Annotated in this window: 25 protein-coding genes; 16 read left to right on the top strand and 9 right to left on the bottom strand. The window is 69.8% G+C overall.

Going from position 1 to position 23,829, the window contains the following annotated elements; genetic code table 11:
• Positions 1-213 precede the first annotated feature (213 nt).
• From ABZU76_RS06870 to ABZU76_RS06880, 3 genes are read left to right on the top strand one after another with little or no spacing between them, the layout of a single operon-like run.
• The gene (locus tag ABZU76_RS06870; protein ID WP_354865787.1) at positions 214-867 is read left to right on the top strand and encodes a hypothetical protein; all 654 of its coding nucleotides are present in this window, start codon (positions 214-216) and stop codon (positions 865-867) included.
• A 41-nt stretch (positions 868-908) separates the two neighbouring features.
• Complete coding sequence (locus tag ABZU76_RS06875) at positions 909-1,559, top strand: NAD(P)H-binding protein (RefSeq protein WP_354865789.1); 651 nt, start codon at positions 909-911, stop codon at positions 1,557-1,559.
• 43 nt (positions 1,560-1,602) lie between these two features.
• Positions 1,603-2,562 (top strand): ribose-phosphate pyrophosphokinase, encoded by a 960-nt coding sequence (locus tag ABZU76_RS06880; protein ID WP_354865791.1) that lies wholly within the window; start codon positions 1,603-1,605, stop codon positions 2,560-2,562.
• 28 nt (positions 2,563-2,590) lie between these two features.
• On the opposite strand, the gene ABZU76_RS06885 is transcribed toward ABZU76_RS06880, so the two are convergent.
• The gene (locus ABZU76_RS06885; protein ID WP_354865795.1) at positions 2,591-3,895 is read right to left on the bottom strand and encodes a D-arabinono-1,4-lactone oxidase; all 1,305 of its coding nucleotides are present in this window, start codon (positions 3,893-3,895) and stop codon (positions 2,591-2,593) included.
• Positions 3,896-3,997: 102 nt separating this feature from the next.
• Here ABZU76_RS06885 and ABZU76_RS06890 point away from each other — a divergent pair, with 102 nt between their 5' ends.
• Positions 3,998-5,185, top strand: coding sequence for an amino acid deaminase/aldolase (locus ABZU76_RS06890; protein WP_354865797.1), 1,188 nt, complete (start codon positions 3,998-4,000; stop codon positions 5,183-5,185).
• A 150-nt stretch (positions 5,186-5,335) separates the two neighbouring features.
• On the top strand, positions 5,336-6,205 hold the full coding sequence (locus tag ABZU76_RS06895) for a MerR family transcriptional regulator (protein WP_354865799.1): 870 nt from the start codon (positions 5,336-5,338) through the stop codon (positions 6,203-6,205).
• On the opposite strand, the gene ABZU76_RS06900 is transcribed toward ABZU76_RS06895, so the two are convergent.
• Positions 6,178-6,804, bottom strand: coding sequence for a TetR family transcriptional regulator (locus ABZU76_RS06900; protein WP_354865801.1), 627 nt, complete (start codon positions 6,802-6,804; stop codon positions 6,178-6,180). The genes ABZU76_RS06895 and ABZU76_RS06900 overlap by 28 nt on opposite strands.
• 186 nt (positions 6,805-6,990) lie before the next feature.
• On the opposite strand from ABZU76_RS06900, the gene ABZU76_RS06905 reads away from it, so the two are divergent.
• On the top strand, positions 6,991-8,313 hold the full coding sequence (locus ABZU76_RS06905) for a GH1 family beta-glucosidase (protein ID WP_354865803.1): 1,323 nt from the start codon (positions 6,991-6,993) through the stop codon (positions 8,311-8,313).
• Entirely contained in the window at positions 8,306-9,571 is a 1,266-nt protein-coding gene (locus ABZU76_RS06910) for an MFS transporter (RefSeq protein ID WP_354865805.1), read from the top strand. Before ABZU76_RS06905 ends, ABZU76_RS06910 begins: the two co-directional genes overlap by 8 nt.
• A gap of 346 nt (positions 9,572-9,917) precedes the next feature.
• Here the strand turns inward: ABZU76_RS06910 and ABZU76_RS06915 are convergent, their stop codons facing one another.
• Positions 9,918-10,322, bottom strand: a complete 405-nt coding sequence (locus ABZU76_RS06915) for a hypothetical protein (protein ID WP_354865807.1) — start codon at positions 10,320-10,322, stop codon at positions 9,918-9,920.
• A gap of 13 nt (positions 10,323-10,335) precedes the next feature.
• On the bottom strand, positions 10,336-10,680 hold the full coding sequence (locus ABZU76_RS06920) for a hypothetical protein (RefSeq protein ID WP_354865809.1): 345 nt from the start codon (positions 10,678-10,680) through the stop codon (positions 10,336-10,338).
• Between the two features lie 318 nt (positions 10,681-10,998).
• On the opposite strand from ABZU76_RS06920, the gene ABZU76_RS06925 reads away from it, so the two are divergent.
• Together ABZU76_RS06925 and ABZU76_RS06930 are read left to right on the top strand one after the other, a co-directional pair.
• On the top strand, positions 10,999-12,387 hold the full coding sequence (locus tag ABZU76_RS06925) for a helix-turn-helix transcriptional regulator (RefSeq protein ID WP_354865811.1): 1,389 nt from the start codon (positions 10,999-11,001) through the stop codon (positions 12,385-12,387).
• A 37-nt stretch (positions 12,388-12,424) separates the two neighbouring features.
• Entirely contained in the window at positions 12,425-13,312 is an 888-nt protein-coding gene (locus tag ABZU76_RS06930) for an aminoglycoside phosphotransferase family protein (RefSeq protein WP_354865813.1), read from the top strand.
• Positions 13,313-13,551: 239 nt separating this feature from the next.
• On the opposite strand, the gene ABZU76_RS06935 is transcribed toward ABZU76_RS06930, so the two are convergent.
• From ABZU76_RS06935 to ABZU76_RS06950, 4 genes are all read right to left on the bottom strand, one after another.
• Positions 13,552-14,580 carry a CopD family protein gene (locus tag ABZU76_RS06935; protein WP_354865815.1) on the bottom strand — a complete coding sequence of 343 codons (1,029 nt, stop codon included), beginning with the start codon at positions 14,578-14,580 and terminating at the stop codon, positions 13,552-13,554.
• On the bottom strand, positions 14,577-15,146 hold the full coding sequence (locus ABZU76_RS06940) for a copper resistance CopC family protein (RefSeq protein WP_354865817.1): 570 nt from the start codon (positions 15,144-15,146) through the stop codon (positions 14,577-14,579). The genes ABZU76_RS06935 and ABZU76_RS06940 overlap by 4 nt, the downstream gene beginning before the upstream one ends.
• Positions 15,147-15,887, bottom strand: a complete 741-nt coding sequence (locus ABZU76_RS06945) for a YcnI family protein (RefSeq protein ID WP_354865819.1) — start codon at positions 15,885-15,887, stop codon at positions 15,147-15,149.
• 78 nt (positions 15,888-15,965) lie between these two features.
• The gene (locus ABZU76_RS06950) at positions 15,966-16,469 is read right to left on the bottom strand and encodes a hypothetical protein (RefSeq protein WP_220247276.1); all 504 of its coding nucleotides are present in this window, start codon (positions 16,467-16,469) and stop codon (positions 15,966-15,968) included.
• A 345-nt stretch (positions 16,470-16,814) separates the two neighbouring features.
• Between ABZU76_RS06950 and ABZU76_RS06955 the strand changes: the two genes are divergently transcribed.
• The 6 genes from ABZU76_RS06955 to ABZU76_RS06980 all read left to right on the top strand — a co-directional run bounded on the left by ABZU76_RS06955 (position 16,815) and on the right by ABZU76_RS06980 (position 21,463).
• Positions 16,815-17,462 (top strand): ABC transporter permease, encoded by a 648-nt coding sequence (locus ABZU76_RS06955; protein ID WP_354865821.1) that lies wholly within the window; start codon positions 16,815-16,817, stop codon positions 17,460-17,462.
• Entirely contained in the window at positions 17,455-18,657 is a 1,203-nt protein-coding gene (locus ABZU76_RS06960) for an ABC transporter ATP-binding protein (protein ID WP_354865823.1), read from the top strand. Before ABZU76_RS06955 ends, ABZU76_RS06960 begins: the two co-directional genes overlap by 8 nt.
• Positions 18,654-19,433 carry an ABC transporter permease gene (locus ABZU76_RS06965; protein WP_354865825.1) on the top strand — a complete coding sequence of 260 codons (780 nt, stop codon included), beginning with the start codon at positions 18,654-18,656 and terminating at the stop codon, positions 19,431-19,433. Before ABZU76_RS06960 ends, ABZU76_RS06965 begins: the two co-directional genes overlap by 4 nt.
• A complete protein-coding gene (locus ABZU76_RS06970) occupies positions 19,433-20,404 on the top strand; it encodes a glycine betaine ABC transporter substrate-binding protein (protein ID WP_354865827.1) in 972 nt (323 codons plus the stop codon). The genes ABZU76_RS06965 and ABZU76_RS06970 overlap by 1 nt, the downstream gene beginning before the upstream one ends.
• A 98-nt stretch (positions 20,405-20,502) precedes the next feature.
• The gene (locus ABZU76_RS06975; RefSeq protein ID WP_220245503.1) at positions 20,503-21,072 is read left to right on the top strand and encodes an NAD(P)H-dependent oxidoreductase; all 570 of its coding nucleotides are present in this window, start codon (positions 20,503-20,505) and stop codon (positions 21,070-21,072) included.
• 22 nt (positions 21,073-21,094) lie between these two features.
• Positions 21,095-21,463 carry a helix-turn-helix domain-containing protein gene (locus ABZU76_RS06980; RefSeq protein ID WP_354865829.1) on the top strand — a complete coding sequence of 123 codons (369 nt, stop codon included), beginning with the start codon at positions 21,095-21,097 and terminating at the stop codon, positions 21,461-21,463.
• 76 nt (positions 21,464-21,539) lie between these two features.
• On the opposite strand, the gene ABZU76_RS06985 is transcribed toward ABZU76_RS06980, so the two are convergent.
• Positions 21,540-22,004: a DUF6474 family protein gene (locus ABZU76_RS06985; protein WP_354865831.1), complete on the bottom strand. Its 465-nt coding sequence runs from the start codon at positions 22,002-22,004 to the stop codon at positions 21,540-21,542.
• Between the two features lie 115 nt (positions 22,005-22,119).
• Between ABZU76_RS06985 and ABZU76_RS06990 the strand changes: the two genes are divergently transcribed.
• Positions 22,120-23,808 (top strand): TM0106 family RecB-like putative nuclease, encoded by a 1,689-nt coding sequence (locus ABZU76_RS06990; RefSeq protein WP_354865833.1) that lies wholly within the window; start codon positions 22,120-22,122, stop codon positions 23,806-23,808.
• Positions 23,809-23,829 lie beyond the last annotated feature (21 nt).

Here is a 23,829-nt window from a genome sequence, read left to right on the forward strand (position 1 = left end):
TCCGTAACGCCACTCACCTCCGGCTCACTCGGTTGGCCGCACGGTCGGGCTGAAGTCCGACGACCGCCTACCGACCGGTCACCGACCGCTGAGCGCCGCCGATCGCAGCCACTCGTGCAACGTGACGACCCCGTGCCGCCGCACTGGTACTCAAGTCATGTGCCCGTTTCACAAGGCACACAGGGGTACAGGTTGTTGAAGGAGGCGGAACTCGTGGCGGCTACACCTCAGAACACCGAGCGCTCGACGGTCGCCGGTGGCGCGAAGCGCAGCCGGTCGATGCCGAGCCGGGTGGTGCCGCCGATCGAGCTCCCCGCGAGCGTCGACGAACTGGCGCGCAAGGCCGCGGCCCTTCTGGGCTGGAACGGCACTGTGCTGCCCGAGGCGACCCTGCTCGGCCGCAAGGTCAGCATCGTCGCCCGGCTTCGCACCGACGTGCACGCGGAGCGCATCGCGATGGGTGTCGGTCCCGTCGCCGATCGCGCCACCGTCGACACCTGGACCTGGCCAGAGCTGGCTGCGACCGCACCCGCGCCGGCCGCCGAGATCATCGGCGTCCTCGCGGTCGCACGGCACTGGCGGACCGCGATGGCCTCCGCGGTTCCGTTCGCACGTTACGGCGAGGCCGCGATGGTTCTCCCATCGCCTGCCGTACTGACGGAAGACTACGTGGCGAACTGCCTGCCGCGCGCTCGCGCGTACGGGCTCGCCATCGCCGCCGCCGACCCCCACGCCCAGGTCGACCTCGACCTCGAGGGCCGCACCGAGCGCATCCTCCTCGCCGAGGACCCCGTGTCGCGCTGGGTCAACGAAATGGCCTACGACCTGCTGCTGCGCACCGCCGAAGTCCCCGCCGACGTCGACTGACCGACCTGCGCGGGCTTCGCGACCGGACTAACGTCGGAATCATGCGAGTCGTCATTGCCGGTGGACACGGTCAGATCGCCCTTCGTCTCGAAAAGCTCCTGTCCGAGCGGGGTGATCAGCCCGTCGGGATCGTGCGCAACCCCGATCACGAAGGCGATCTGCTGGCCGCCGGAGCGGTGACCGTGGTGCTCGACCTGGAGCAGTCCGATGTGGACGCCGTCGTCGAGGTGCTCCGCGGGGCCGACGCGGCGGTGTTCGCCGCGGGCGCCGGGCCGGGTAGTGGCGAGGCGCGCAAGGACACCGTCGACCGCGCGGCCGCCGCGCTGTTCGCCGAGGCGGCGCAGAGTGCGGGCGTCCGCCGGTTCATCCAGATCGGTTCCATGGGCGCCGACACTCCCGACGCGCCGAGCCTCGACCCGGTTTTCCGCGCCTACCTGCACGCGAAGGCCGCCGCGGAGGAAGACCTGAAGGCCCGCGACCTCGACTGGACGATCCTGCGTCCCGGCGCGCTGACCAACGAGTCCGGCACCGGCAACGTCAAGATCGCTCCCAAAACCGGGCGCGCCGCCGTGCCACGGGAGGACGTCGCCGCCGTGGTCGTCGCCCTGCTCGACGCGCCGGCCACCGCGCGCCGCACACTGGAGCTGATCTCCGGTGAGGACACGATCGCGGACGCGATCTCGGCGCTCTGACCTGCACCTCTAGGATTGGATCCGTACCCACCGGACCACAGAGATGGGGAATCCTTCCTTGCGGGACATCGCGGTTTTCAGCGGTAGCGCTCATCCCGAACTGGCGGCGGAGATCTGCACCCACCTCGGGGTGCCGCTGCTCCCGGTGCAAGTCGAACGCTTCGCCAACGACTGCCTCCAGGTGCAGCTGCAGGCCAACTGCCGCGAGCGCGACGTCTTCATCATCCAGCCGCTGGTGAAGCCGGTGCAGGAGCACCTGGTGGAGCTGCTGCTGATGCTCGACGCGGCGCGCGGCGCATCGGCGGCCCGCATCTCCGTGGTGATGCCGCACTACGCGTACGCGCGCTCGGACAAGAAGGACGCGCCGCGCATCTCCATCGGCGGCCGGCTCGTGGCCGACCTCATGGTCACCGCAGGCGCCGACCGCGTGCTCGCGATGACGCTGCACTCGCCGCAGGTTCACGGCTTCTTCTCGGTGCCCGTCGACCACCTGCACGCGCTGCACGAGCTGGCCCGGCACTTCCGGCAGTACGACCTGTCCAACGCCACCGTCGTCTCGCCCGACCTGGGCAACGCGAAGGAAGCCGCGCACTTCGCGCGGCTGCTCGGCGCGCGCGTCGCGTCGGGCACGAAGCAGCGTTACGCCGACGACCGCGTGGAGATCACGTCGGTGATCGGCGACATCGCCGGCCGCGACGTGATCGTGCTCGACGACGAGATCGCGCGCGGCAGCACCGTGCTGGAGCTGCTCGACCGCCTGCGCGAGCTGAAGCCACGCACGATCCGCGTCGCCTGCACCCACGGGTTGTTCGCAGACAAGGCGATCGACCGGATCGGCAGCCAGGAGGACGTGCTGGAGATCGTCTGCACGAACACGGTGCCGGTCGCGGTCGAGGAGCGCAGCGAGAAGCTGAAGATCCTCTCGATCGCGCCGGCGATGGCCGAGGCGATGCGGCGGATCCACAATGGCGAGTCGGTCAGCTCGCTGTTCGAGCCGATCTGATCAAACCGGTTTGATCAGGCCGGTTTGTTCAGACCGAGCCGAGCACCCGGTCCAGGTGCGTGTTGGTGAACGTGCCGGCCGGGTCACACTCCTTGCGCACGCGCAGGAAATCGTCGAAGTGCGGGTAACGCGTGCGCAGGGTGTGGGCGTCGAGGTCGTGCATCTTGCCCCAGTGCGGGCGGCCGCCGACCTGCGCGACGATCGCCTCGAACCCGGCGAAGTACTCGCGGTAGGGCATGCCGACGAACTGGTGGATGGCGATGTAGGCCGAGTCGCGGCCGTTCGCCGTGGACAGCCAGATGTCGTCGGCCGCGGCCACGCGCACCTCGACGGGGAACATCACCGGGTTCTCGAGCCGCGGCACCAGCGCGCGCAGCTCGGCGAGCACGTCGAGCAGTGATTCACGTGGAACCGCGTATTCGGACTCCACGAACCGCACGCCGCGGTGCGTCACGAACACGCGGTGCGAGAGGTCGCTGTACTCGCGCGCCGAAAGCACCTGCGCGGCGAACCCGCCGAGCGGCCGCACGAGCTTCGGCACCGCGCGGCCGAGCCGGCAGATGCCGCCGAACGCGACGTTCTCCGTGAGCTCGTAGTCCACGAACTGGCGCACCCGCGACAGCGGCTTGCGAACGGTGCCCAGTGGCTGTCGGTTGTTGCGCTTGACCAGGGCGTTCTTGCCATAGGGGAACCAGTAGAACTCGAAGTGGTCGCACGCGGCGGCGAACTCGTCGAAGCCTTCGAGCACCTGCTCCAGCGGCTCGGGCCGTTCCTGCGCGGTCAACACGAACGAGGGTTCACACTGCAGGGTGACGGTGGTGATCACGCCGAGGGCCCCGAGGCCGACGCGGGCGGCGTTGAACAGGTCCGGGCGCTCGTCGGCGGAGCAGGTGGCGACAGAGCCGTCGGCGAGCACGAGCTGCAGCCCTACGATCTGCGCCGAGATGCCGCCGAAGCGCGCGCCGGTGCCGTGGGTGCCGGTGGAAATCGCGCCGGCGATGGTCTGTGCGTCGACGTCGCCGAGGTTCGTCATGGCCAGGCCGAGGCCGTCGAGTTCGGCGTTGAGCTGCTTGATCGTGGTTCCGGCGCGCACGGTCACGCGGTGGGTTTCGAGGTCGGCCGTCTCGATGCCGGTCCAGCGCGTGAGGTCGAGCGCATCGCTTTCGGCGACGGCGATGGCCGTGAAGGAGTGGCCGCTGCCCCACGGCCGCACGCGGCGGCCGGCGTCGGCGATGCCGCTCACGACGTCGGCGACCTCTGCGGTGCTGCGGGGCCGGTGCACCCGTTGCGGGGAGGCCTTGGCGGTGCCGGCCCAGTTGCTCCACGGAGTCATCGCGCACCTTGTCGTCGCTGAGCTGAGTGTCCTTACGGTAGTTGCTGGAACAGTAAGTGAATGAGATTCGCGTTTCAAGCGTTGTTGTCGTACCGTAAGTCCGTGACCACCTCTCCGAACGGCTACGACCTCGCGACGAAGGACCTCGATCCGCCCTTCGCGATCGTCGACCTGGACGCGTTCGACGCGAACGCCGACGACCTCGTGCGTCGCGCCGCCGGCAAGCCGATCCGGGTGGTCAGCAAGTCGGTTCGGTGCCGCTACCTGCTGGAACGCGTGCTCGGGCGCGACGGCTTCGAGGGCCTGATGTGCTACTCGCTCGCCGAGGCCGTGTGGCACGTGGAGCAGGGCACGACGCGCGACATCGTCGTGGCCTACCCGACGGCCGACCACGAGGCCCTGCGCCGCCTCGCCGCGTCGGACGAAGCGCGCGCGGCCATCACGATCATGGCGGATTCCACCGAGCACCTGGACCTCGTCGACGCCGCCCTCGGCCACGGCCACCCGGACATCCGCGTGTGCCTCGAGTTGGATGCGTCGTGGCGCCCGCTGCCCGGCGTCCACGTCGGCACGCGGCGCTCGCCGGTGTTCACCGTGAAACAAGCCGTGTCCTTCGCCCGCGAAATCGCCGCGCGGCCGGGCTTCGTGCTGAAGGGCCTGATGGCGTACGAAGGCCAGATCGCCGGCCTCGGCGACGCGGCCGGCAGCGGCGTGTCCAACTCCGTGATCGGCTGGATGCAGCGCCGCTCGGCCGCCGAGATCTCGCGCCGCCGCGGCGCCGTCGTCCGCGCCGTGCGCGACATCGCCGACCTCGAGTTCGTCAACGGCGGCGGCACCGGCAGCATCGAAACGACCGGCGCGGAATCGGCCGTCACCGAAATCGCCGCCGGCTCAGGCCTCGTCGCCCCCACGCTCTTCGACGGCTACTCCCGCTTCCACCCGCGCCCCGCCGCGCTCTTCGCGCTGCCCGTCGTCCGCCGCCCGGCCCGCGACGTCGCCACCCTGTTCGCCGGCGGCTACATCGCCTCGGGCCCCGCGGGCGCCTCGCGCGTCCCCTCGCCCTACCTCCCAGCCGGCCTGAAACTCCTCGGCTTCGAAGGCGCCGGCGAGGTCCAAACCCCCGTCACCGGCCCCGCCGCCCGCGCCTTGCGGCTAGGCGACCGCGTCTGGCTGCGCCACGCCAAGGCCGGCGAACTCGCCGAACGCTTCGACGCCTACCACCTCCTCCGCGGCGACCAACTGGACCGCACGGTGCTGACTTACCGCGGGGAACACAAGAACTTCGGCTGAGGCACGACCACGACCTGGAATTCGTCCTCGTACACAACCCGGAGACCTCAACGGCCGAGTTGTCCACAGCGGACACGAGTTGTGGACAACTCCTGTGGACAAACCGAAAAGCTTGCGCCTCCCACAGGGGGAGCAGGCAGGCTGCTCTCTGTGGATGACGACGAAGTTCTCTCGATCGGCGAGCTGGCCCGGCGAGCCAGGTTGTCGGTCAAGGCCGTCCGCTACTACTCCGACCTCGGGCTGGTTCCCACGGCCGGCCGGGATTCGGCCGGGCGTCGGCGGTACAGCGCGGATGCCGTGGCGCGGCTTGGGGTGGTCCGGACCTTGAGAGCGCTCGGGGTCGGGCTGAAGACCATTCGAGCCGTCGTCGGACGAGAAGCTGAGTTGAGTGACGTCGCGGCCGGCGAGGCTGAGGCGATCGAAGCGTGGATCAAGGTGCTCCAGGCGCGGCGCGCGGTTCTGCTGGCCGTCGCGCGCAACGGGGTTGGCTGGGAGGAGATCGAGATGGTGCACGAGCTGGCCGCGATGTCGGCACAAGAGCGGCGGAACCTGATCAAGAAGTTTCTCTACGAGGTCTTCGGCGGGTTGGACGCACGGCTGGCGGGCATCGAACGCACCCTCACCCCCGAGCTCCCCGACGATCCCACCGCCGAACAGGTCGACGCCTGGGTCGAGCTCGCCGAGCTCACCCAAGACGCGGAGTTCCGTACCGCACTCCGCGACCTGGTCGCCGCCCAGCCCCGAACCCCGACGCCGGTCCGAGACGTCATCGCCAAGGTCGCCGGAATCAACCTCGAAGCAGACCCCCACGGGCCAGACGGCGCCGAAGCCCTGCACCACATCAATCCGACCCCGGCAGACCTGGCCCGCATCCACCAAGCTCAAGACCCCCGCCGAGACCGCTATCTCCGGCTACTGGCCACCATCAACGGCTGGGCCGCACCAACTCCACTCAGCCCAGCCCTCGAGTGGTTTGAAAAAGCCACTCGCCATCACTCGCCGAACTTGCTCGCCAGGTAACCCTTCACCACGTGCTTCGCCTCAGCGACGATCCGCTCGTCGCCCTGCGGGTCCCGCCGGAACGCGAGCTTCAGCAGCGCGTCCGCGGTCTCGTTGGCAATGGCGATGGCGAAGCGGAGCTCATCCGCCGGCCGGTCGACCTGCACCCGCAGGATGTCCACCAGCGAGTCGACGATCACGGAGTTGTTGTCGCGCTCCTCGTCGAGGAGCTGGACGTCGATGACGTCACCGAAGTGGACCTTGGAGAAACCCGGGACCTCGCGGTGCATCCGCAGGTAGATGTCGAGCACGGAGTCGACGATGTTCCACCAGTGCTCGGGGTTGAGCTCCGTCAGCCGTTCGTTCACGGCGGCCACGAAGCGCTCGAGGTTGCGCTGCGTCAGCGCCTGGACGACGGCTCGCTTGTCGGGGAAGAACTGGTACAGCGAGCCCACCGCGACGTTCGCGCGTTTGGCGATCAGCGTGGTCGTCAGCGCGTCGTAGCCGAGCTCGTCGATGAGCTGAGCGCTGGCGTCGAGCATCTGCTCCACGCGCTTGGCGCTGCGCTGCTGCACGGGCTTGCGCCGCAGCGGAGTGGTCTCCGCCTGGGTCTCCGACACTGTCGTTCCTCGGTCTTTCTCGCTGTTCTTGCGCTCCCCGTCCCGCCGGCAGCGGCGGAACCACTCGTCTGATCTGGGACTTTAGCGCCCTTGCGGGCTTCCCCCTGGACGAGTGACGACCTAGCATATGAGAACTTTTCACGTTCACCCGACCGGGTGGCCGGATGAGAAAGGTGTGTTCCGCCGGTGGACTATCCGACCTTCCCGCCCGAATTCCTGTGGGGTGTCTCGACCTCGGCGTTCCAGATCGAAGGCGCCACGGCCGAAGCCGGCCGCGGACCGTCCATCTGGGACACCTTCACCGCGACCGACGGCAAGATCGCCCGCGGTGAGGACGCCAAGGTAGCGGCGGACCACTACCACCGCTACTCCGAAGACATCGCCCTGATGGCGGAACTCGGTGTGGGCGCCTACCGGATGTCCATCGCCTGGCCGCGCATCCAGCCGACCGGCACCGGCAAAGCATGCGCCGAAGGTCTCGCCTTCTACGACAAGCTCATCGACGAGGTCTGCGCCGCAGGCATCGCGCCCGCCGTCACGCTGTACCACTGGGACACGCCCCAAGCGCTCGAAGACGACGGCGGCTGGCTCAACCGCGACACCGCGCACCACTTCGCCGAGTACGCCGCCATCCTCGGCGAGCGCTTCGCCGACCGGGTGAAGCTGTGGATCCCGCTCAACGAGCCCATGGTCATGTCGATCTACGGCTACGGCATCGGCGAGTACGCGCCCGGCCAGTTCCTCCTGCTCGACGCGCTCCCGACGGCCCACCACCAGAACCTCGCCCACGGCCTCGCCACCCAGGCGCTGCGGGCCACGGGCGCCGAGAGCATCGGCACGGCCAACAACCACTCACCCATCTGGCCCGCCGACGAAGACGAGGAAACCGAAGCCGCCAAAACCTGGCTCGACGCCCTCCTCAACCGCACCTTCGCCGATCCGGTCCTGCTCGGCACCTACCCCGAGCAGATCCACCAGCACCTGCCCGACGGCTTTGAAAAAGACCTGCCCACCATCCACCAGCCGCTCGACTTCTACGGCGTCAACTACTACGAGCCCCAAGGCGTCGCGGCACCCGGCGAGGGGAATCCCCTTCCGTTCGAGCTGCGCCCGGTCGAGGGTTACCCGGTGACCACCAACGACTCGCCGATCGTGCCCCAGGGCCTGCGCGAGCTGCTGGTGTCGTTCCAGGACCGCTACCGCGAGCACCTCCCACCCGTGTACATCACGGAAAACGGTTGCAGCTTCGCCGACGCACCCGATGAACACGGCCAGGTCCACGACCCCGAGCGCATCGACTTCTTCGACGGCCACCTCCAGGCCCTGCGCGAGGCGATGAACGCGGGCGTCGACGTGCGCGGCTACTTCGTCTGGTCCCTGCTCGACAACTTCGAATGGTCGAAGGGCTACGCACCCCGCTTCGGGCTCGTGCACGTGGACTACGAGACTCAGCGCCGCACACCGAAGGACTCCTTCGCCTGGTACCGAAAGCTGGTCCGCCATGAGTGACACGACCACCAACCGGCTTCCGGAAGCGCTCGCCGAACCGCTCACGCGCGTGCGGCGGGGCTGGATGAGCCTGCTGTTCTTCGCGAACATCGCGATGTGGCTCGGCATCTACGCGCCGATTCAGGTCCTCCTGCCGCAGCAGGCCGAGCTGCTCGACGCCGCGAACAAGGAGACCGTGTTCGGCGTGGTCACGGGCGTCGGCGCGGCGGTGGCGCTTGTCGCGAACCCGCTGGTCGGCCTCTTGTCCGACCGCACGGTCTCGCGCTTCGGCCGCCGCCACCCGTGGACCGTCCTGGGGGCGGTCCTCGGCGCGGCCGGGCTGCTGGTGCTGGCCGAGGCGCCCAACGTCGTCGTGATGACCATCGGCTGGTGCCTGGTGCAGGCCGGGCTCAACGGCATGCTCGGCGCCACGCTCATCTGCGGCGTCGCCGATCGCGTGCCGGTCGGTCAGCGTGCGCAGGTCGGTGGCCTGATCGGCATCGCGCAGATGCTCGGAACGGTGCTCGGTGCCGTGGTGGTCGTGGTGATGCTCGACGTGGCGGGCCTGCCGCTGGGGTACGCGGTGTGCGCGGTGATCGTGCTCGGCGGGGCCGGCGCGTTCGTGTTCCGCACGCCCGACGCGCGCCTGCCCCTGGAGTTCCGGTCCAGCATGCGGTTCCGGCGGTTCCTCAAGGACCTCTGGGTGTCGCCGCGCAAGCATCCGGACTTCGCGTGGGCCTGGGGCTGTCACTTCATGATCAACCTGGGCAACGCGTTCGGCACGCTTTTCCTGCTGTTTTTCCTCAAGGACTCCGTGCACTACCCGGACCCGGAAGACGGCCTGCTCATCATGATGGGCCTCTACGGTGTGGCGCTCGTGATCGGCGCCGTGCTGGCCGGGCACTTCTCCGACAAGTCGGGCCGCCGCAAGCCGTACGTCCTTGCGTCCTCGGCCGTGATGGCGATCGCCGCGCTGCTGCTGGTGGTGTGGCAGACGTGGCCGGCGGCGCTGATCGCGTCGCCGCTGCTGGGCATCGGGTTCGGCGTGTACATGGCCGTGGCGCTGGCGATGCTCACGCAGGTGCTGCCGGTCGCGCAGAACCGGGCGAAGGACCTCGGCGTGGTGAACATCGCCGGTTCGCTGCCTCAGGTCGTGGCACCGTTGCTGACGACGCTGATCCTCAAGTTCCTCGGCGGCTACCCGGCACTTTTCGGGGCAGCGGCGCTGGCGACGGTCCTCGCGGGTGTGCTCGTCACGCGAGTGAAAGCCGTCCGGTGATCAGTCCGGTGATCAGAGTGGTAATCGGGCAAACCCGATAACTCCGAAGTGGAACCGCGGGCCGGTGCCGGTCGGGGGAGGGGAGTGCAACGGCACCGGCCCGCGGAGTTTGTGGTCGTAGCCAGGGAGTTGGCCCGGCTGCGATGATCTTCAACCTAGCGGCGGATTTCGCCGTCCGCTAGAGCCTGCAGTGATAATTTTCGATTAATCGCGGTGGGGACTGGGGCAACCGGGGCTGGTTCGTCTCGCTCGGGGGGACGGACGAACCAGTCCACGGCCACGGCGAGAGTGCCGGTGCCGGTCCGACCGGGGCAGTCGGGTCCGGCGCTCGCTCGCCTGCTCGGGATCAGGCCGTGACGGCCCGAGGGCTCACCAGCGCGTGGCGGCCGGTGGTTTCGGCGGGCGTCGCGCGCCGCGCCTGGTTCGGGACGCGGCGACGGCTCGTGCTGCCCTCGTCCTGCGTGCGGGCCTGCGGCGCGAGGCCGCCGGCGACGAGGTGCTCGTGCGCCACCTGCCACACCGAGCACGGCGCCTTGCAGCGGTGCCACCGGGTGGAGCACGTGGGGCAGTCGCCGCGCTCGTCGGGCTCGTGGGCCTGCAGCATCGCCCGCCAGCCTTCGGTCAGGCGTGGCAGTTCGGAGCGGGCCACCGAGACGAGCGACTGTGCGTCGGCTCGCGTCGCCAGGTCGGACAGCATGTCGAGGCGTTCCCAGACCGCGTTGCGGAGGACCTGCCCGAGTACCTGATCCATGGAGAGCTCACCGTTACCTTTCCGCCATTTTGGCGGCTTCGTTGAGAGCGGCCCTGAGCTGGCCGAGCTGACCGGATGTCAGGCGAGCGGTCTCGCCGGGAGGCGAAACGACGACGACCTGGTCGTTTTCCACGAACACCGTCACCGCGCGCTCGCGGCTGATGAGGTCGCCGCACTGCACGCGCCACACCAGCTGTCCGCCTTCGTAGTGACGGACACCCGCGGTGCGGGGGTCGGCCACGGCGGAGGGGGTGACCGGCCGGGTCGCGGTCGCGATTCCCGGCACGCCCGGGGCGGGCCGCAAGGGCCGCATCGCGGTCCCGACATGTCCTCCTGCGAGCGAGTCAACGAACTCCACTGGCCCTCCACCGCTCTCTCGTCCCGTGTGCACCTTGCGAGATGCACATCCGCGTCGTCGCCGGTCTCCCGGTCTTCGTCGCTCTCCGTGATCGCTACCGGTGTCCGGGCGGTGACGGAGATCTGACAACTACAGTGAAGTGAAACCGAGTGCGATAGAAGGTCGAAACCGCGTCATAGCGGTGACCGGGCGAGGTTCCACGGTAAGCGGTCAGTGGAGTTCAGCCGGGCCGATCAGACACACTGTCTGCTCGTTTCACATGCTTCTCGGGGTGTGCTTAGTCTGCTTCCGACGCCCAACGGACGGTGAGGGGTCGTTATGGACGCCAGTGCTGGCGACAAGGTTTCCGGTGGTTCGGGCGGCAGCCCGGTTCCGCCCGATGCCTGGGAACAGCAGGAAATGCGCTCTGCGCTGGCGGCCCGGGAGATCAGCGCGGTGTATCGCCTGTTGCGCAAGCACGGTGTCTCGCAGCGCCAGATCGCCGCGATGACCGGCCAGTCGCAGTCCGAGGTGTCGGAGATCCTCAAGGGACGCCAGGTCATGGCGTACGACGTGCTCACGAGAATCGCCGACGGCCTGGGTGTCCCCCGTGGATACATGGGTCTCGCGTACGACGAGACCACGGCGATACGGGTCGTCGGTTCGTCCGACGGCCGGCAGGCTGAGGAGGACGAGTCCGTGAAGCGACGGAGGTTCCTCGCGCACGCCGCCCAGGTCACGATGGGTGCGGCGGTGTTCGGTTCGGAATCCGGGACGTGGTCGGCGGCGCCGGCGCGCACGCCTGCCCCCGGGCGCATCGGGACGACCGACGTCCGCCAGGTCGAGGCGGCGACGAGGGCGCTGCGCGCGCTCGACTACCAGTACGGCGGCGGGTTCTGCCGCGACGCCGTGGTGGCGCAGCTGTCCTGGGGCCAGCAGATGCTCGAGTCCACCGCGACCGAGGTGGTGAAGCAGCGCCTGTTCGTGGCGCTCGCCGACCTGCACAGCCTCGCCGGCTGGACCTCGTTCGACACCGGCCTGATGGATTCCGCCCGCGGTCACTTCGCCAACGCGCTGGACCTGGCCAAACAGGGTGACAGCCACCCGCTCGTCGCCAACGTCCTCTACCGCATGGGCCGCGTCTACCTGCACAACGACGCCCCGAACGACGCGCTGAAGCTCTTCCAGCTCGGCCAGATCGCCGCGCAGGAGTCGGGTTCCGAGCTCGCCGTCGCGGTGCTCTGCGCCAACGAGGCCTGGGCCTACGCGATGATGGGCAACGAGGACCAGGCCACCAAGCTGCTCGGCCGCAGCAAGGACGAGTTCGCGCGCGCCGACCTCGTCAACGCCGAGTCCTGGGTGAAGTTCTTCAACGAGACCGACGTCTACGCGATGACCGGCACCGTGCACACCGTGCTGGCGCAGAAGAACCCCGAGCACACCAAGTACGCGATTCCCGCCCTGACCAGGGCCGTCGACTCCTACACCGACGACATGGCGCGCAGCAAGACGTTCATGCTCAGCGCGCTGGCCACCAACCACCTGCTCGACGGCGACCTCGACCACGGCGCCAAGGTGGGCGGCAAGGCCCTCGACTACGCCGAGAGCATCAAGTCGGAGCGCATCAAGGACCGCCTGCGCCCGCTGCAGGTGGAGGCCGAGCGTCGACGCAACAACGGTGACGCCCGTGACCTCGCCGACCGGCTCAAGATCTTCTACGCCGCCTGACGTCGCCGAGAGCGCCGGTGGAGCCACCGGTCTCCCGGTGGACGGCAGGTTCACGCCCGCGAAGCTGCGCGAAGCGCTGACCGAAACGTGCGCGCTGCTGGGCCTGGACCCAGCCGGCGCGCGGCTGCTGCGGTTCACCAACAACGCGGTGTACGCGCTGGCCACGGCCCCGGTCGTGGTCCGGATCGTCGGCTCCACGCGGCTTCGCCACCGCGTCGGCACGGTCGTATGCGTCGCCGAGCACTTCGCGCGCCACGACATCCCCGCGATTCGCCTGCTGGAAGGCATCGGCCAGCCCATGCACGCCGGGGCGCACCTGGTCACGGCGTGGCACGAGGTCCCGTCCGTCGGCCCCCCGGCCACACCCGCCGACCTGGCCGGGCTGCTGCGGCGGGTCCACGCGCTGCCGCCGCCCGCAGGGCTCGCCGAGTGGGCGCCGTTCGACGCGGTGCGCGCCCGCGTGTCCGACGCCGAGGAGCTCGCCGACGACGACCGGCGATTCCTGCTGGATCGCTGCGCGGAGGTCGAGGCGCAGCTGGCCGAGCTGGACTTCCCGCTGGCCAGGGGCTTCGTCCACGGCGACGCGTACCCGGGCAACGTGATCCCCGGCGCGGGTGGCCCGGTGCTGTGCGACTTCGACTCCTCCTGCGTCGGCCCTCCCGAGTGGGACCTCACGCCGCTGGCCGTCGGCCGTGAGCGGTTCGGGGACCCGCCGGGCCGCTACCAGGAGTTTGCCCGCGAGTACGGCTTCGACGTCACGGCCTGGTCCGGCTTCGCCGTGCTGCGGGCCGTACGCGAGCTGAAGCTCACCACCAGCGTGCTGCCCATCCTTCGCAGCCACCCGCAGGTGCGCGCGGAGCTGCGCCGCCGCCTCGACGACCTCCGCCACGGCCGCACAGCCGCCGGCTGGTCGCGGTACCGCTGATCGGGACGAGTGGCCCGCGCCACATTCATGAGCTGCTGCACGTGCACTCGACGCCTGAAGAGGACCACTCGTCGCTTCCCCGAAGATCGCTGACGGGGTCTCCGCGCGAGTAGAAAGTTCGGTCCGGCCGATCGCCTCTAACGGAGGACTGCTACTCCCGTGGTGCAACTTGCAGCTACTTGCGGTGAGAACGAGCCGGTAACGCGCTCGGAAACACTCGGATTTCGAGCAAGTCGGCTTCAGGAAACGGCGACCGGAGCCCGCGTCAGCACGACCGCGAAGCCGAACGCCAGCCCCATCACCGTGAGCTCGAGCGTCGCCCACGACGCGATCGCCGTGCGGTTGTGGCGCACGATCTGTGGCATCAGCCGCCAGCGCAGGTTGGCCGCGAGCAGGGCGATCGCCCCGGTGCACGCGATCTTCAGCAGCACCAGCTGCCCGTACGGGGTGGTGAACACGCCCGCCCAGAAGCTGATGGTGGGGTTGGCCAGGATCTCGACGGCGCCGTTGAACACGCCGGTCACCGCGGAGACGGCCAGGCACAGCGTCGCCAGCTTGGAGAACCGTGGCAGCGCGTGGGCCAGCAGCGTGCGGTTGGTCGCGAGCAGCACGATCATCGCGCCGAGGCCGCCGCACCAGGCGACGGCGCTCATCACGTGCAGCTCCATCGAGATCATCGTGTAGTCGTGCCACGACGAGTTCGACGCGTGGCCGGTCACCGGCAGCGGCAGCAGCGCGAACATGCCGACGCCCACGCGGACCTCGGCCGGCACCTTCTCGCCTTGGCGCAGCGCGAGGAACCCCAGCCCGGCGTGCAGCAGCGCCAGCACCGCGACGATCACGAGCGCCTTGCCCGCGCCGACTTCGGCGATGTACGCGCCGATGTCGCCCGCGGTCAGCGTGTCCTTGCCCGGCTTGTACTCCGCCGTTTGCAGGATCAGGGCGACCACCGAGCTGGCCGACCAGATCAGCGCGGCGGCGACGGCCGCCGGGCGCGCCCGCCGCATGATCGGCTCGGTGAGCTTCGGCCGGTCGTAGCCGACCATCACCGAAAGCAGGCCCAGCCCGATCGTGGCGACCGCGGCCAGATCCATCAGGACGCGCACGATCGGGATGGCGGCCGAGACCACCTCGCTGGGCTCCACCACACCCGGCACGGGCGCGGCCGCCGTGAGCGCGACGCCGATCAGCGCGCCCAGCAGGCCCGCCGTGACCACGCAGACCAGCGTGGACCAGCGGACCGTCGAGGTGGTCTCGGCTCGTGTCACTGCTTCGTCTTCTCCTGGCTTGGCTCACGCCCGGTGCGCAGCGCCACGGTGAGCCCGATCGCGAGCAGGACCACCGCGCCGGCGATCCAGACCCAGATGGGAATGCCCGTCGAGCCGGAGGGCGAAGACGTCGCCGACGCATCGGCGGCCGGTGCCCCGGACGCCTTGGCCGCGTCGACCTTCGCCGGCGTACCGGTGCCCGCCTTGGTGAGCGTGAACGGGATCTCGCCCGACACCGGGTGCCCGTCGGCCGACAGGATCCGGTAGCCGACCGTGTACTTGCCCGCCGGGCCGAGCGGCCGCAGCGGTGCGCTGATCACATTGTTCTCCACGGTCACCGGGCCCTCGGCCCACTGGTTCCCGTCGGGTCCGGTCACCGCGATCTGGTTCACGTCGGCGTCCTGCACGTATTGGTCGAACGTGAGCGTGACCTTCGCCGGACCGGTGGCCAGCGACGCGCTGTCGGCCGGGTCGGAGCTGATCAGCACGTTGTGCGCCAGCGCCGGGGTGGCCGTGCCCAGCAGGGCCACCCCGGTGATCGCCAGCGCGAGGAGCGCTTTCCGCATTTACTTGCTTCCTCCGGTGTTGCCGGTGCGGCGGGAGCGCAGGACCGCGCCGCCGCCGATGCCGAGCCCGAGCGCGCCCACGACGAGGCCGGCCCCGCCGAGCCAGCGCGCCGTGGTGTCCGAAGCCGGCGTCGCCGCTTCGGCGTTGGTGGTGGAGGCCGTCATGCTCGCGTGGTCGCCGCCCTCAGCCTCGGCGGCGAGCTTGACGGTCGGCGCCGGGTGCTCCGGCTCCTCGCCGCCGTCGGGCGTCGGCTGGTTCCACGACACCACCTTGCCACCCTCGTACGTCTGGATGGCGGGGAACTCGAGCTGGTCGACGTTCGCGGGCAGCGGCCCGGCGCTGATCTGGAACTCCTCGAACTCGTTCTGCCCGATCTTGGTGCCGGGCTGCGCGGTCCAGACCACCTTGGTCACGGCCTCGGTGATCTTCGTGCCCGACGCGGTGGTCACCGGCTGCGCGAGCGGTGACTCGGTGACCTGCGCGCTCCAGCCGGGGATGGGTTTGGTGCGCACGCTGCCGATGCCGTACTCCGGCTTGATGTCCACCTCGAGCTTGATGGTGCCGAGCTTCGCGTCCTCGTTGGGAACGCGGAAGAAGATCGCACCGTAGCCGCCCTTGGCCGGCTGGTCGCCGTAGACGTTGGCGGTGACGTGGGCCGACGCGATGCCGGCGCCGAGCAGGCCGGTGATGCCGACGGCGGCGGCGAGGACGCCGGCGCGCTTGAAGACGTGATGGGACACAACTGCTCCTGAACAGGGGGGTGATCCGGTGGAGAGCCTTCGGGGGCTCCACCGGTAAGGGGAAAAGGGAAATCGGGTTCAGGGCAGCGCAGGTGGCCCGCGCCGGCCGCGGACTCGCCGCAGCTCGACGTCGAGGATCGCCACGGACCGCACGGGCCGCGGCGGGAGTGCCACGGCCGCGCCGGCGGGCACGGGCAGTGGCGGCGTGAGGAGCGGCAGGACCGCTCGCACCACGTGGAGCACGGTCAGCAGCAGCGCGTCCGCGCGCGCCAGCAGCAGGGCCGTGAGCAAGGTGGCGACGGCGTGCGAAGCCGTCATCGTCCAGCCGCTCGCCCAGCCGGCGGCAGCGTGGGCGTCGTGCGCGGTGTGGTCGCCGAGCGTGGTCAGCACCAGGTGCATCACCAGCTGGCCGGCGCCGAGCACGGCGACGGTCGCGAGGCGGCCGCGGGCCTTGCCCGCGAGCGCGGTGGCCGTCCAGCCGAGCAGGCCGGTGAGCAGGACCGTGAGCGCCGGGTCGGGCAGCCCGCCGTCGGCGACGCCGTGGGCGGTCACCGCGAGTGACGCCGAACTGGCCGCGAGCAGCCCGCCGCGCGCAGCGGCCAACGCGCCGCGGTGCCGGGTCCGGGTGCTCACCGAGGCAGCTTATCGGCACTCCGGCGGGTGATCGAGCACTCCCGGCCTGTGAGCAGTGTCTCGGTGAACGTTCAAGTAGATGCTGGTCGCGGCGTTGCGATCAGGTGACGACCGCCCGGCCCAGCCACTCGCTTCGGTTGCCGATCATCTCAGGATGCGAAACGGTGGCCTGACCAACGGTGAGACGGGAGGTTTGGTCCGCATTCGTTCTGGGTAGTCACCCACCCGGTTGATGAGCTACTCCGAACGGGTGACGTCTGGGGCTCCTCACTAGCGGCAGGAGATCGAATACGCATGAACCTCTTCGAGTACATCTCGGACCGGTGGGACCGGCTGTGGCTGCAGGCGTACCTGCACACGAGCATGGTCGTGCAGTGCACAATCCTCGCCGCCGTGCTGGGGGTGGCGATCGGTATCGCCGTGTACCGCAGTCCCATCGGCTCGGCTGTCGCCACGGCGCTCGCCAGCACGATCCTGACCGTTCCCTCCTTCGCCCTCCTCGGGCTGCTGATCCCGCTCTCGGGACTCGGCTCCACCACCGCCGTCATCGCGCTGGTGCTCTACGGCCTGCTCCCGATCGTGCGCAACACGATCGTCGGCCTCGCCGGCGTCGATCCGGCGGTGACCGACGCGGCGCGTGGCATCGGGATGGGCCGGTTCTCCGTGCTCACCCGCGTCGAACTGCGGCTGGCGTGGCCCGCGATCCTCACCGGCATGCGCGTCGCGACGCAGATGCTGATGGGCATCGCGGTGATCGCGGCCTACGCGAAAGGCCCCGGCCTGGGTTCCGAGGTCTTCTCGGGCCTCACCAACGCGGGGAGCGCCAACTCGCTCAACCAGGCCCTCACGGGCACCGTCGGCGTCGTGATCCTCGCGCTCGTGCTCGACGCCATCTACGTCCTGATCAAGCGATTGACCGTAACGAGGGGGCTCCGTGGCTGAGCACGCTTCCGAAGACCAGGTATCCGGCGCCGAGATCGAGCTGGACCACGTCACCAAGCGCTACTCGGGCACGCGCGCACCCGCCGTCGACGACTTCTCCATGATCGTGCCGGCGGGCAAGATCGTGGTCCTGGTCGGCCCGTCCGGCTGTGGCAAGACCACGACGATGCGGATGATCAACCGCCTGATCGAGCCGACGTCCGGGCGCATCACCATCGGCGGTGAAGACGCGCTGAAGCTCGACGTCGACACCCTGCGCCGGCGCATCGGCTACGCGATCCAGCAGGCCGGGCTGTTCCCGCACTTCACCGTGGCGCAGAACATCGGCGTGGTGCCGGGGCTGCTCGGCTGGGACAAGAAGAAGGTGACCGCGCGCGTCGAGGAGATGATGGACCTCGTCGGGCTCGACCCGGCCGACTTCCGCGACCGCTTCCCGCGCCAGCTCTCCGGTGGTCAGCAGCAGCGCGTCGGCGTGGCCCGCGCGCTCGCGGCGGACCCGCCGGTGCTGCTGATGGACGAGCCGTTCGGCGCGGTGGACCCCATCACGCGCGGCAACCTGCAGGACGAATTGTTGCGGCTGCAGACCGAACTCAAGAAGACGATCGTGTTCGTCACGCACGACTTCGACGAGGCCGTGAAGCTCGGCGACAAGATCGCCGTGCTCGGCAACGAGTCGAAGATCCTCCAGTACGACACCCCGGACGCGATCCTCGCCAACCCGGCCGACGACACCGTCGCCGGCTTCGTCGGCGCCGGCGCTTCGCTCAAGCAGCTGACCCTGCTGCGCGTACGCGACGTCGAGCTGAAGCAGGACGCGCTCACCGCGAGCGAGGACGAGGCTCCGGCCGACATCGCGCGCAAGCTCGACGACCAGCGCAAGAACTTCGTGCTCGTCCTCGACCGGCGCCGGCGCCCCATGCGGTGGGTGCACCGGCGGCAGCTCACCGCGGCGACGTCGCTCGCCGACGCTGGCAAGCCGCTGCGTGACGTCGTGAGCCTGCAGTCGACGCTTCAAGACGCGCTGGAGGCCATGCTCGCCGAGGGCGGTGCGGTGCCGGTCACCGGCCCGCGCGGCGAGTTCGCCGGCACGATCGAGCTGGACACCGTGATCAACACGATCCAGCAGCTGCGTGACGACCACGCCGACGACCACCACGCCGACGACCACGAGCCGGTCGGAGGTGTGTCGCAGTGACAGCAGTCGTCGAATCAGGCTTCTCCACCGAATCCGGCTCGCGCGGCGCGGAGCGCTTCCGCTTGTTCGCGCAGCCCATCGCCGTGGTCGTGCTGGTCGCGGTCACGCTCGGCTGGGTGTTCGGCACCGGCCTGACCGCCACCGAGGCGACCACGCTCAACGCGACTTCGCTGCTCACCGCGTTGCGCGACCACGTCGCCATGACGCTGGTCGTGGTGGTGCTCGTGGTGCTGTTGGCCGTGCCGCTCGGCGTCCTGGTCACGCGGCGGTGGGCGCGGTTCCTCGCGCCCGTCTTCCTCGCGATCGCCAACATCGGCCAGGCCGCGCCCGCGCTGGGTGTGCTGGTGCTGTGGTTCATCGTCACCGGCGCTGTCGGCGGGCTGTGGGTCGCGGCGCTGCCGTTGGCGTTCTACTCGCTGCTTCCGGTGCTGCGCAACACGATGGTGGGCCTGCAACAGGTGGACCCGGCGCTGATCGACGCCGGGCGCGGCATCGGGATGTCCTCGTCGGCCGTGCTGTGGCGCGTGGAGTTCCCGCTGGCGATCCCGCTGATCCTGGCCGGCCTGCGCACGTCGCTCGTGCTGGCCGTGGGCACGGCGACGTTCGGGATGTTCGTCAACGCCGGCGGTTTCGGCCTGCTGATCGACACCGGCTACAAGCTCAACCTCACGAAGGTGCTGATCACCGGCTCCGTGCTGGCCGTCGCGCTGGCGCTGCTGGTCGACTGGCTGGGCGCGGTGGCGGAACAGTTCTTCGGACCGAAGGGGCTGCGCTGATGAACGTCCTCAAGAAGGCGGGCGTCCTCGCGGGGGCGGCGCTGCTCGCCGGGACGCTCTCGGCGTGCGGGCTCGACCTCAACACGTCCGTGCCGTACTCGATCCAGCCCGGTTCCATCCAGCCGACGCCCGGCGTGCAGGGCGTGCGCGTGGTGGTGGGCTCGAAGGACTTCACCGAGAACATCATCCTGGGCTACATGGCGGAGATGGCGCTGAGCGCCGCCGGCGCCGACGTCGTGGACCTCACCGACATCAAGGGATCCAACTCGTCGCGCCAGGCCCTGCTCAACGGGCAGACCGACGTCACCTGGGAGTACACCGGCACCGGCTGGATCAACTATCAGGGCAACGAGCTGCCAGTGCCGGGCGGCGAGCAGGCGCAGTACGACGCCACAGCGAAGGCCGACGCCGAGAAGAACGGCGTCACGTGGCTCAAGTATTCGCCGCTCAACGACCAGTACGCCTTCGCCACGACCGACGCCTACGCCAAGCAGAACAACCTCAAGTCCACCACCGACCTGGCGAACTTCCTCAAGCAGAAGCCCGACCAGGCGCGGTTCTGCCTGGAGACGGAGTTCACCAGCCGCCAGGACGGCTTCCCGGCGGCGGTCAAGGCGTACGGCTTCCAGAACCCGAAGATCGAGAACTTCGGCATCGGCACGATCTACTCCGCCGTGGCCAACGGCACGTGCCCGGTCGGCGAGGTGTTCACCACCGACGGCCGCATCTCGGGGCTCAACCTGCGCGTGCTCGAGGACGACAAGAAGGCGTTCCCGCAGTACAACGCCGCGGTGACGATGCGCACGGACTTCCTGAACCAGCACCCCGCGCTGCGCGGCCCGCTGGAGAAGGTGACCGCGGCGATCGACAACGCGCAGATGGTGCAGCTGTGCAAGCAGGTCGACGTCGACGGCGAGGACGCCGGTGTCGTCGCGCACCAGTGGATGATCGACAAGGGGTTCATCAAGTAAGCAGCCGGACGCGGGCCGTTCACTAAGGAATGCTAAGTTGCTCAGGAATCCTTAGTCGAGCGGCCCGCGTTTTGCCGGGCCGGGAGGAGGCGGAGGCGTTGCCGAAGCTTGAGATCATCCTGGCGAGCACGAGGCCGGGCCGGGTGGGCCTGCCGGTGGCGAAGTGGACGGAGTCCGCGGCGATCGAGCACGGCGGCTTCGACGTCGAGCTCGTGGACCTCGCCGAGGTCAACCTGCCGTTCTTCAACGAGCCGAAGCACCCGCGCCTCGGTCAGTACGAGCACCAGCACACGAAGGACTGGAGCGCGAAGGTGTCCGAAGCGGACGCGTTCGTCTTCGTGATGCCTGAGTACAACTACGGCTACAACGCCGAGCTGAAGAACGCCATCGACTACCTGCACAACGAGTGGAAGTACAAGGCCGTCGGGCTGGTCAGCTACGGCGGCGTCGCGGCAGGCACGCGCGCGGTGCAGCAGATCAAGCAGGTCGTGACGACGCTGCGCATGACCCCGGTGTTCGACGCGGTGTCGGTGCCGTTCGTGCAGCAGTTCATCAGCGACGAGGGCGAGTTCGTGCCCAACGAGATCGTGAAGACCTCCGCCAAGGCCATGTTCGACGAGCTGGTGCGGGTCACCGCGTCGCTGGCGCCGCTGCGCTCGGGCGACTGACTCCTGGCGAGGGGAACGGGCGATGGTCGAGCACAGTGAACCTGGGCACGACGGCGACGACGTCCACCAGGTCTGCACGCGCTTCCACACGGCGATCGAGCTGATCGGCACGCGCTGGACGGGCGCGATCCTGCGCGCGGTGTTCACCGGCAGCCACCGCTACGCCCAGATCAGGGCCGCGGTGCCGGGCGTCAGCGACACGATGCTGGCGCAGCGGCTGCGGACGCTGGAGGAGGAGGGCCTGCTGGAACGGCAGGTCCTCGCCACCACGCCCGTGCAGGTCGAGTACCACCTCACGGCGAAGGGCCTGGACCTCGAGCCGGTGGTCGACGCCGTGATCACCTGGTCGCACAAGTGGATCCCGCTGCCGACGGGAACCTCGGATTCTTGAGTGGGATGTCTTGAGCAGAGCTGTCTTCGGGGCGATCGAGCCGCTCACCACTTCGGGTGAGCGGCCCGGCTCGCGTTCAGACGCCGAGCCGGTGCAGCAGCTGTTCCTCCAGGGAGTCGAGCTCGCTCGACACCGCGCGGTGCGCGGCCTTGCGCCGGGTGGCGGGCATCCGCTCGGCCGCGCGGACCGTGGCCGACAGCTGTTCGAGCGTGCCCTGGGTGTCGGTCGCGAACTTCGCGTCGGCGTCGGTGGCCTTGCTCGACTTCCTGAGCTCGCCCAGGCCCTGTACGAGACCGGCGATCCGCGCGTGCAGCGCGGCACCGCGGCCGGAGAACTCGCCGAGCTGGTCGACGGCGACGCCGAGCTTGCGCGCCTGGTAGCGGTCGTACAGCTCCCGGGCCGCCCCCGCCGCGCGCACCGCGTACGGCGCGACCACCGGGATCACGGCCGGCCCGAGCACCTTGGCCACCGCGATCGCGTTCTTCGCCTTCTTCGGGGTGATCCGAGCTTCACCCGCGTCCTGCTTGGCCTTGCGCGCCATGGCCCACCTCCTGCTACTCGTCGTGGTCGAACTTACTGGTCCGAGTGGGGCCGGGCATGTCGGCTCGCAGCACGGAAAGGCAGTTCTGTCGGTGGGGGCGGATAAGGTGATCGTCATGGGTAACGAGGTGCTGCTCGACGCCGGAGCGGTCAGTCGCTGCCGTCGTCGTGTGCATCTGGAGCACGACCCCGCGATGCGAGACGTCCCGCTGCCGCCGCCGGATCCCACGGCGCAGCAGCGGATCGCCGACGCGACGGCGCATCGCGAGGCGATTCTGCAGCGCCTCATCGACGCGACCACCGATGCCGTGGGCCCCGATGCGACCAGTGCCGATGCGACCAGTGCCGACGCGACCTGGGTGCGCATCCCGCGTGACCTGCCCGCGGCAGATCGCGTGCGGCTCACGGAGGAAGCCTTCGCCGAGGGCACGCGGTTCATCTGGGGCCCGCTGCTTCAGGCCGACCCGGTCGGGCACCGGCGCGGCGGCGTCGACCTGCTCGTGCGCACCGCGACCGGGTACGTGCCGGTGCTCGTGGTGCGCCATCGCATCACCGACCGCGGCCAGGGCGCGCCGACCACCGGGCTGACCGACCTCGACCCGGCGCACCGCACGCCGGACGAGGCGCGCAAGGTGCGTTCGCAGCCACGCGACCAGCTGCGGCTCGCGCACCTGCGGCGGATGCTGCAGACGTACGGGCGGGCCGAGACCGGCCGCGCCGTAGGCGGCGTCATCGGGCTCGACGCCGATGTGGTCGTCTGGCACGACCTCACTGCCGGCACCTGGCCCGGCGGCCGCAGCGCGCTGGCGGAGTACGACGCGCGCTTCGCCGACCGCCTCGCCGTGGCCACCGCGGCCGCGACCGGCGGCGAACCGCTGGCCATGCCCTCGCGCGTGCTGGAGTGCCGGCGCTGCCCGTTCTGGCCGACGTGCGAGGCGCAGCTCACCGCGACCCGCGACGTCAGCCTCGTGGTGCGCGGCGAGGACGCCGGCGAGCTGCGCCGCACCGGGGTGTCCACTGTGGACAAGCTGGCCGCACTCGACCCGGCCGCCGAGGCGCCGCCGATGAACTGGACCGGCGGCACGTTCGCCGACGCGATCATGCTCGCGCGCGCGTGGCTCGCCGACCTCACCGTGGTGCGCCGCACGCCGCAGGTCGAGGTGCCGCGCGGCGACGTCGAGGTCGACGTCGACATGGAGAGCTTCGGCGACGCCGGCGCGTACCTGTGGGGCACGCTGCTCTCGGGCGCGGACATCGGCGTCGAGCAGGGCTACCGTGCGTTCGCCACGTGGGAGCCGCTGCCGACCACGGACGAGGCGCGCTCGTTCGCCGAGTTCTGGGCGTGGTTCACCGACGTGCGCGAGCGCACGCTCGCGGCCGGGCTCACGTTCCGCGCCTACTGCTACAACGCGCTGGCGGAGAACCGCTGGCTGTTCGGCTCCGTCGAGCGCTTCGGCGACCACCCGGGGATCCCGGCGAAGAAGGACGTGCAGTCCTTTGTGGACTCCGACGAGTGGGTGGACCTCTTCCGCAGCGTCACCGACCAGTTCCTGTGCTCACGCGGCAAGGGCCTCAAAGTGATCGCTCCCGTCGCGGGCTTCCGGTGGCGCGACGCGGAGGCCGGCGGCGAAGCGTCGATGCGCTGGTACCGCGACGCCGTGGGCATGGACGGCGAAACTCCCGACGACACCCAGCGCGAGCGTCTCCTGCAGTACAACGAGGACGACGTGCTGGCCACGAAGGCCTTGCGCGAGTGGATGTCCGATCGGGCGCAAGTCGAGGTGCCTTTCATGCTCGATCTCTGATCCGAGGGCCGGTGCGCAGTA

This window comes from Amycolatopsis sp. NPDC005232 (genome assembly GCF_040607795.1).
GTDB lineage: Bacteria > Actinomycetota > Actinomycetes > Mycobacteriales > Pseudonocardiaceae > Amycolatopsis.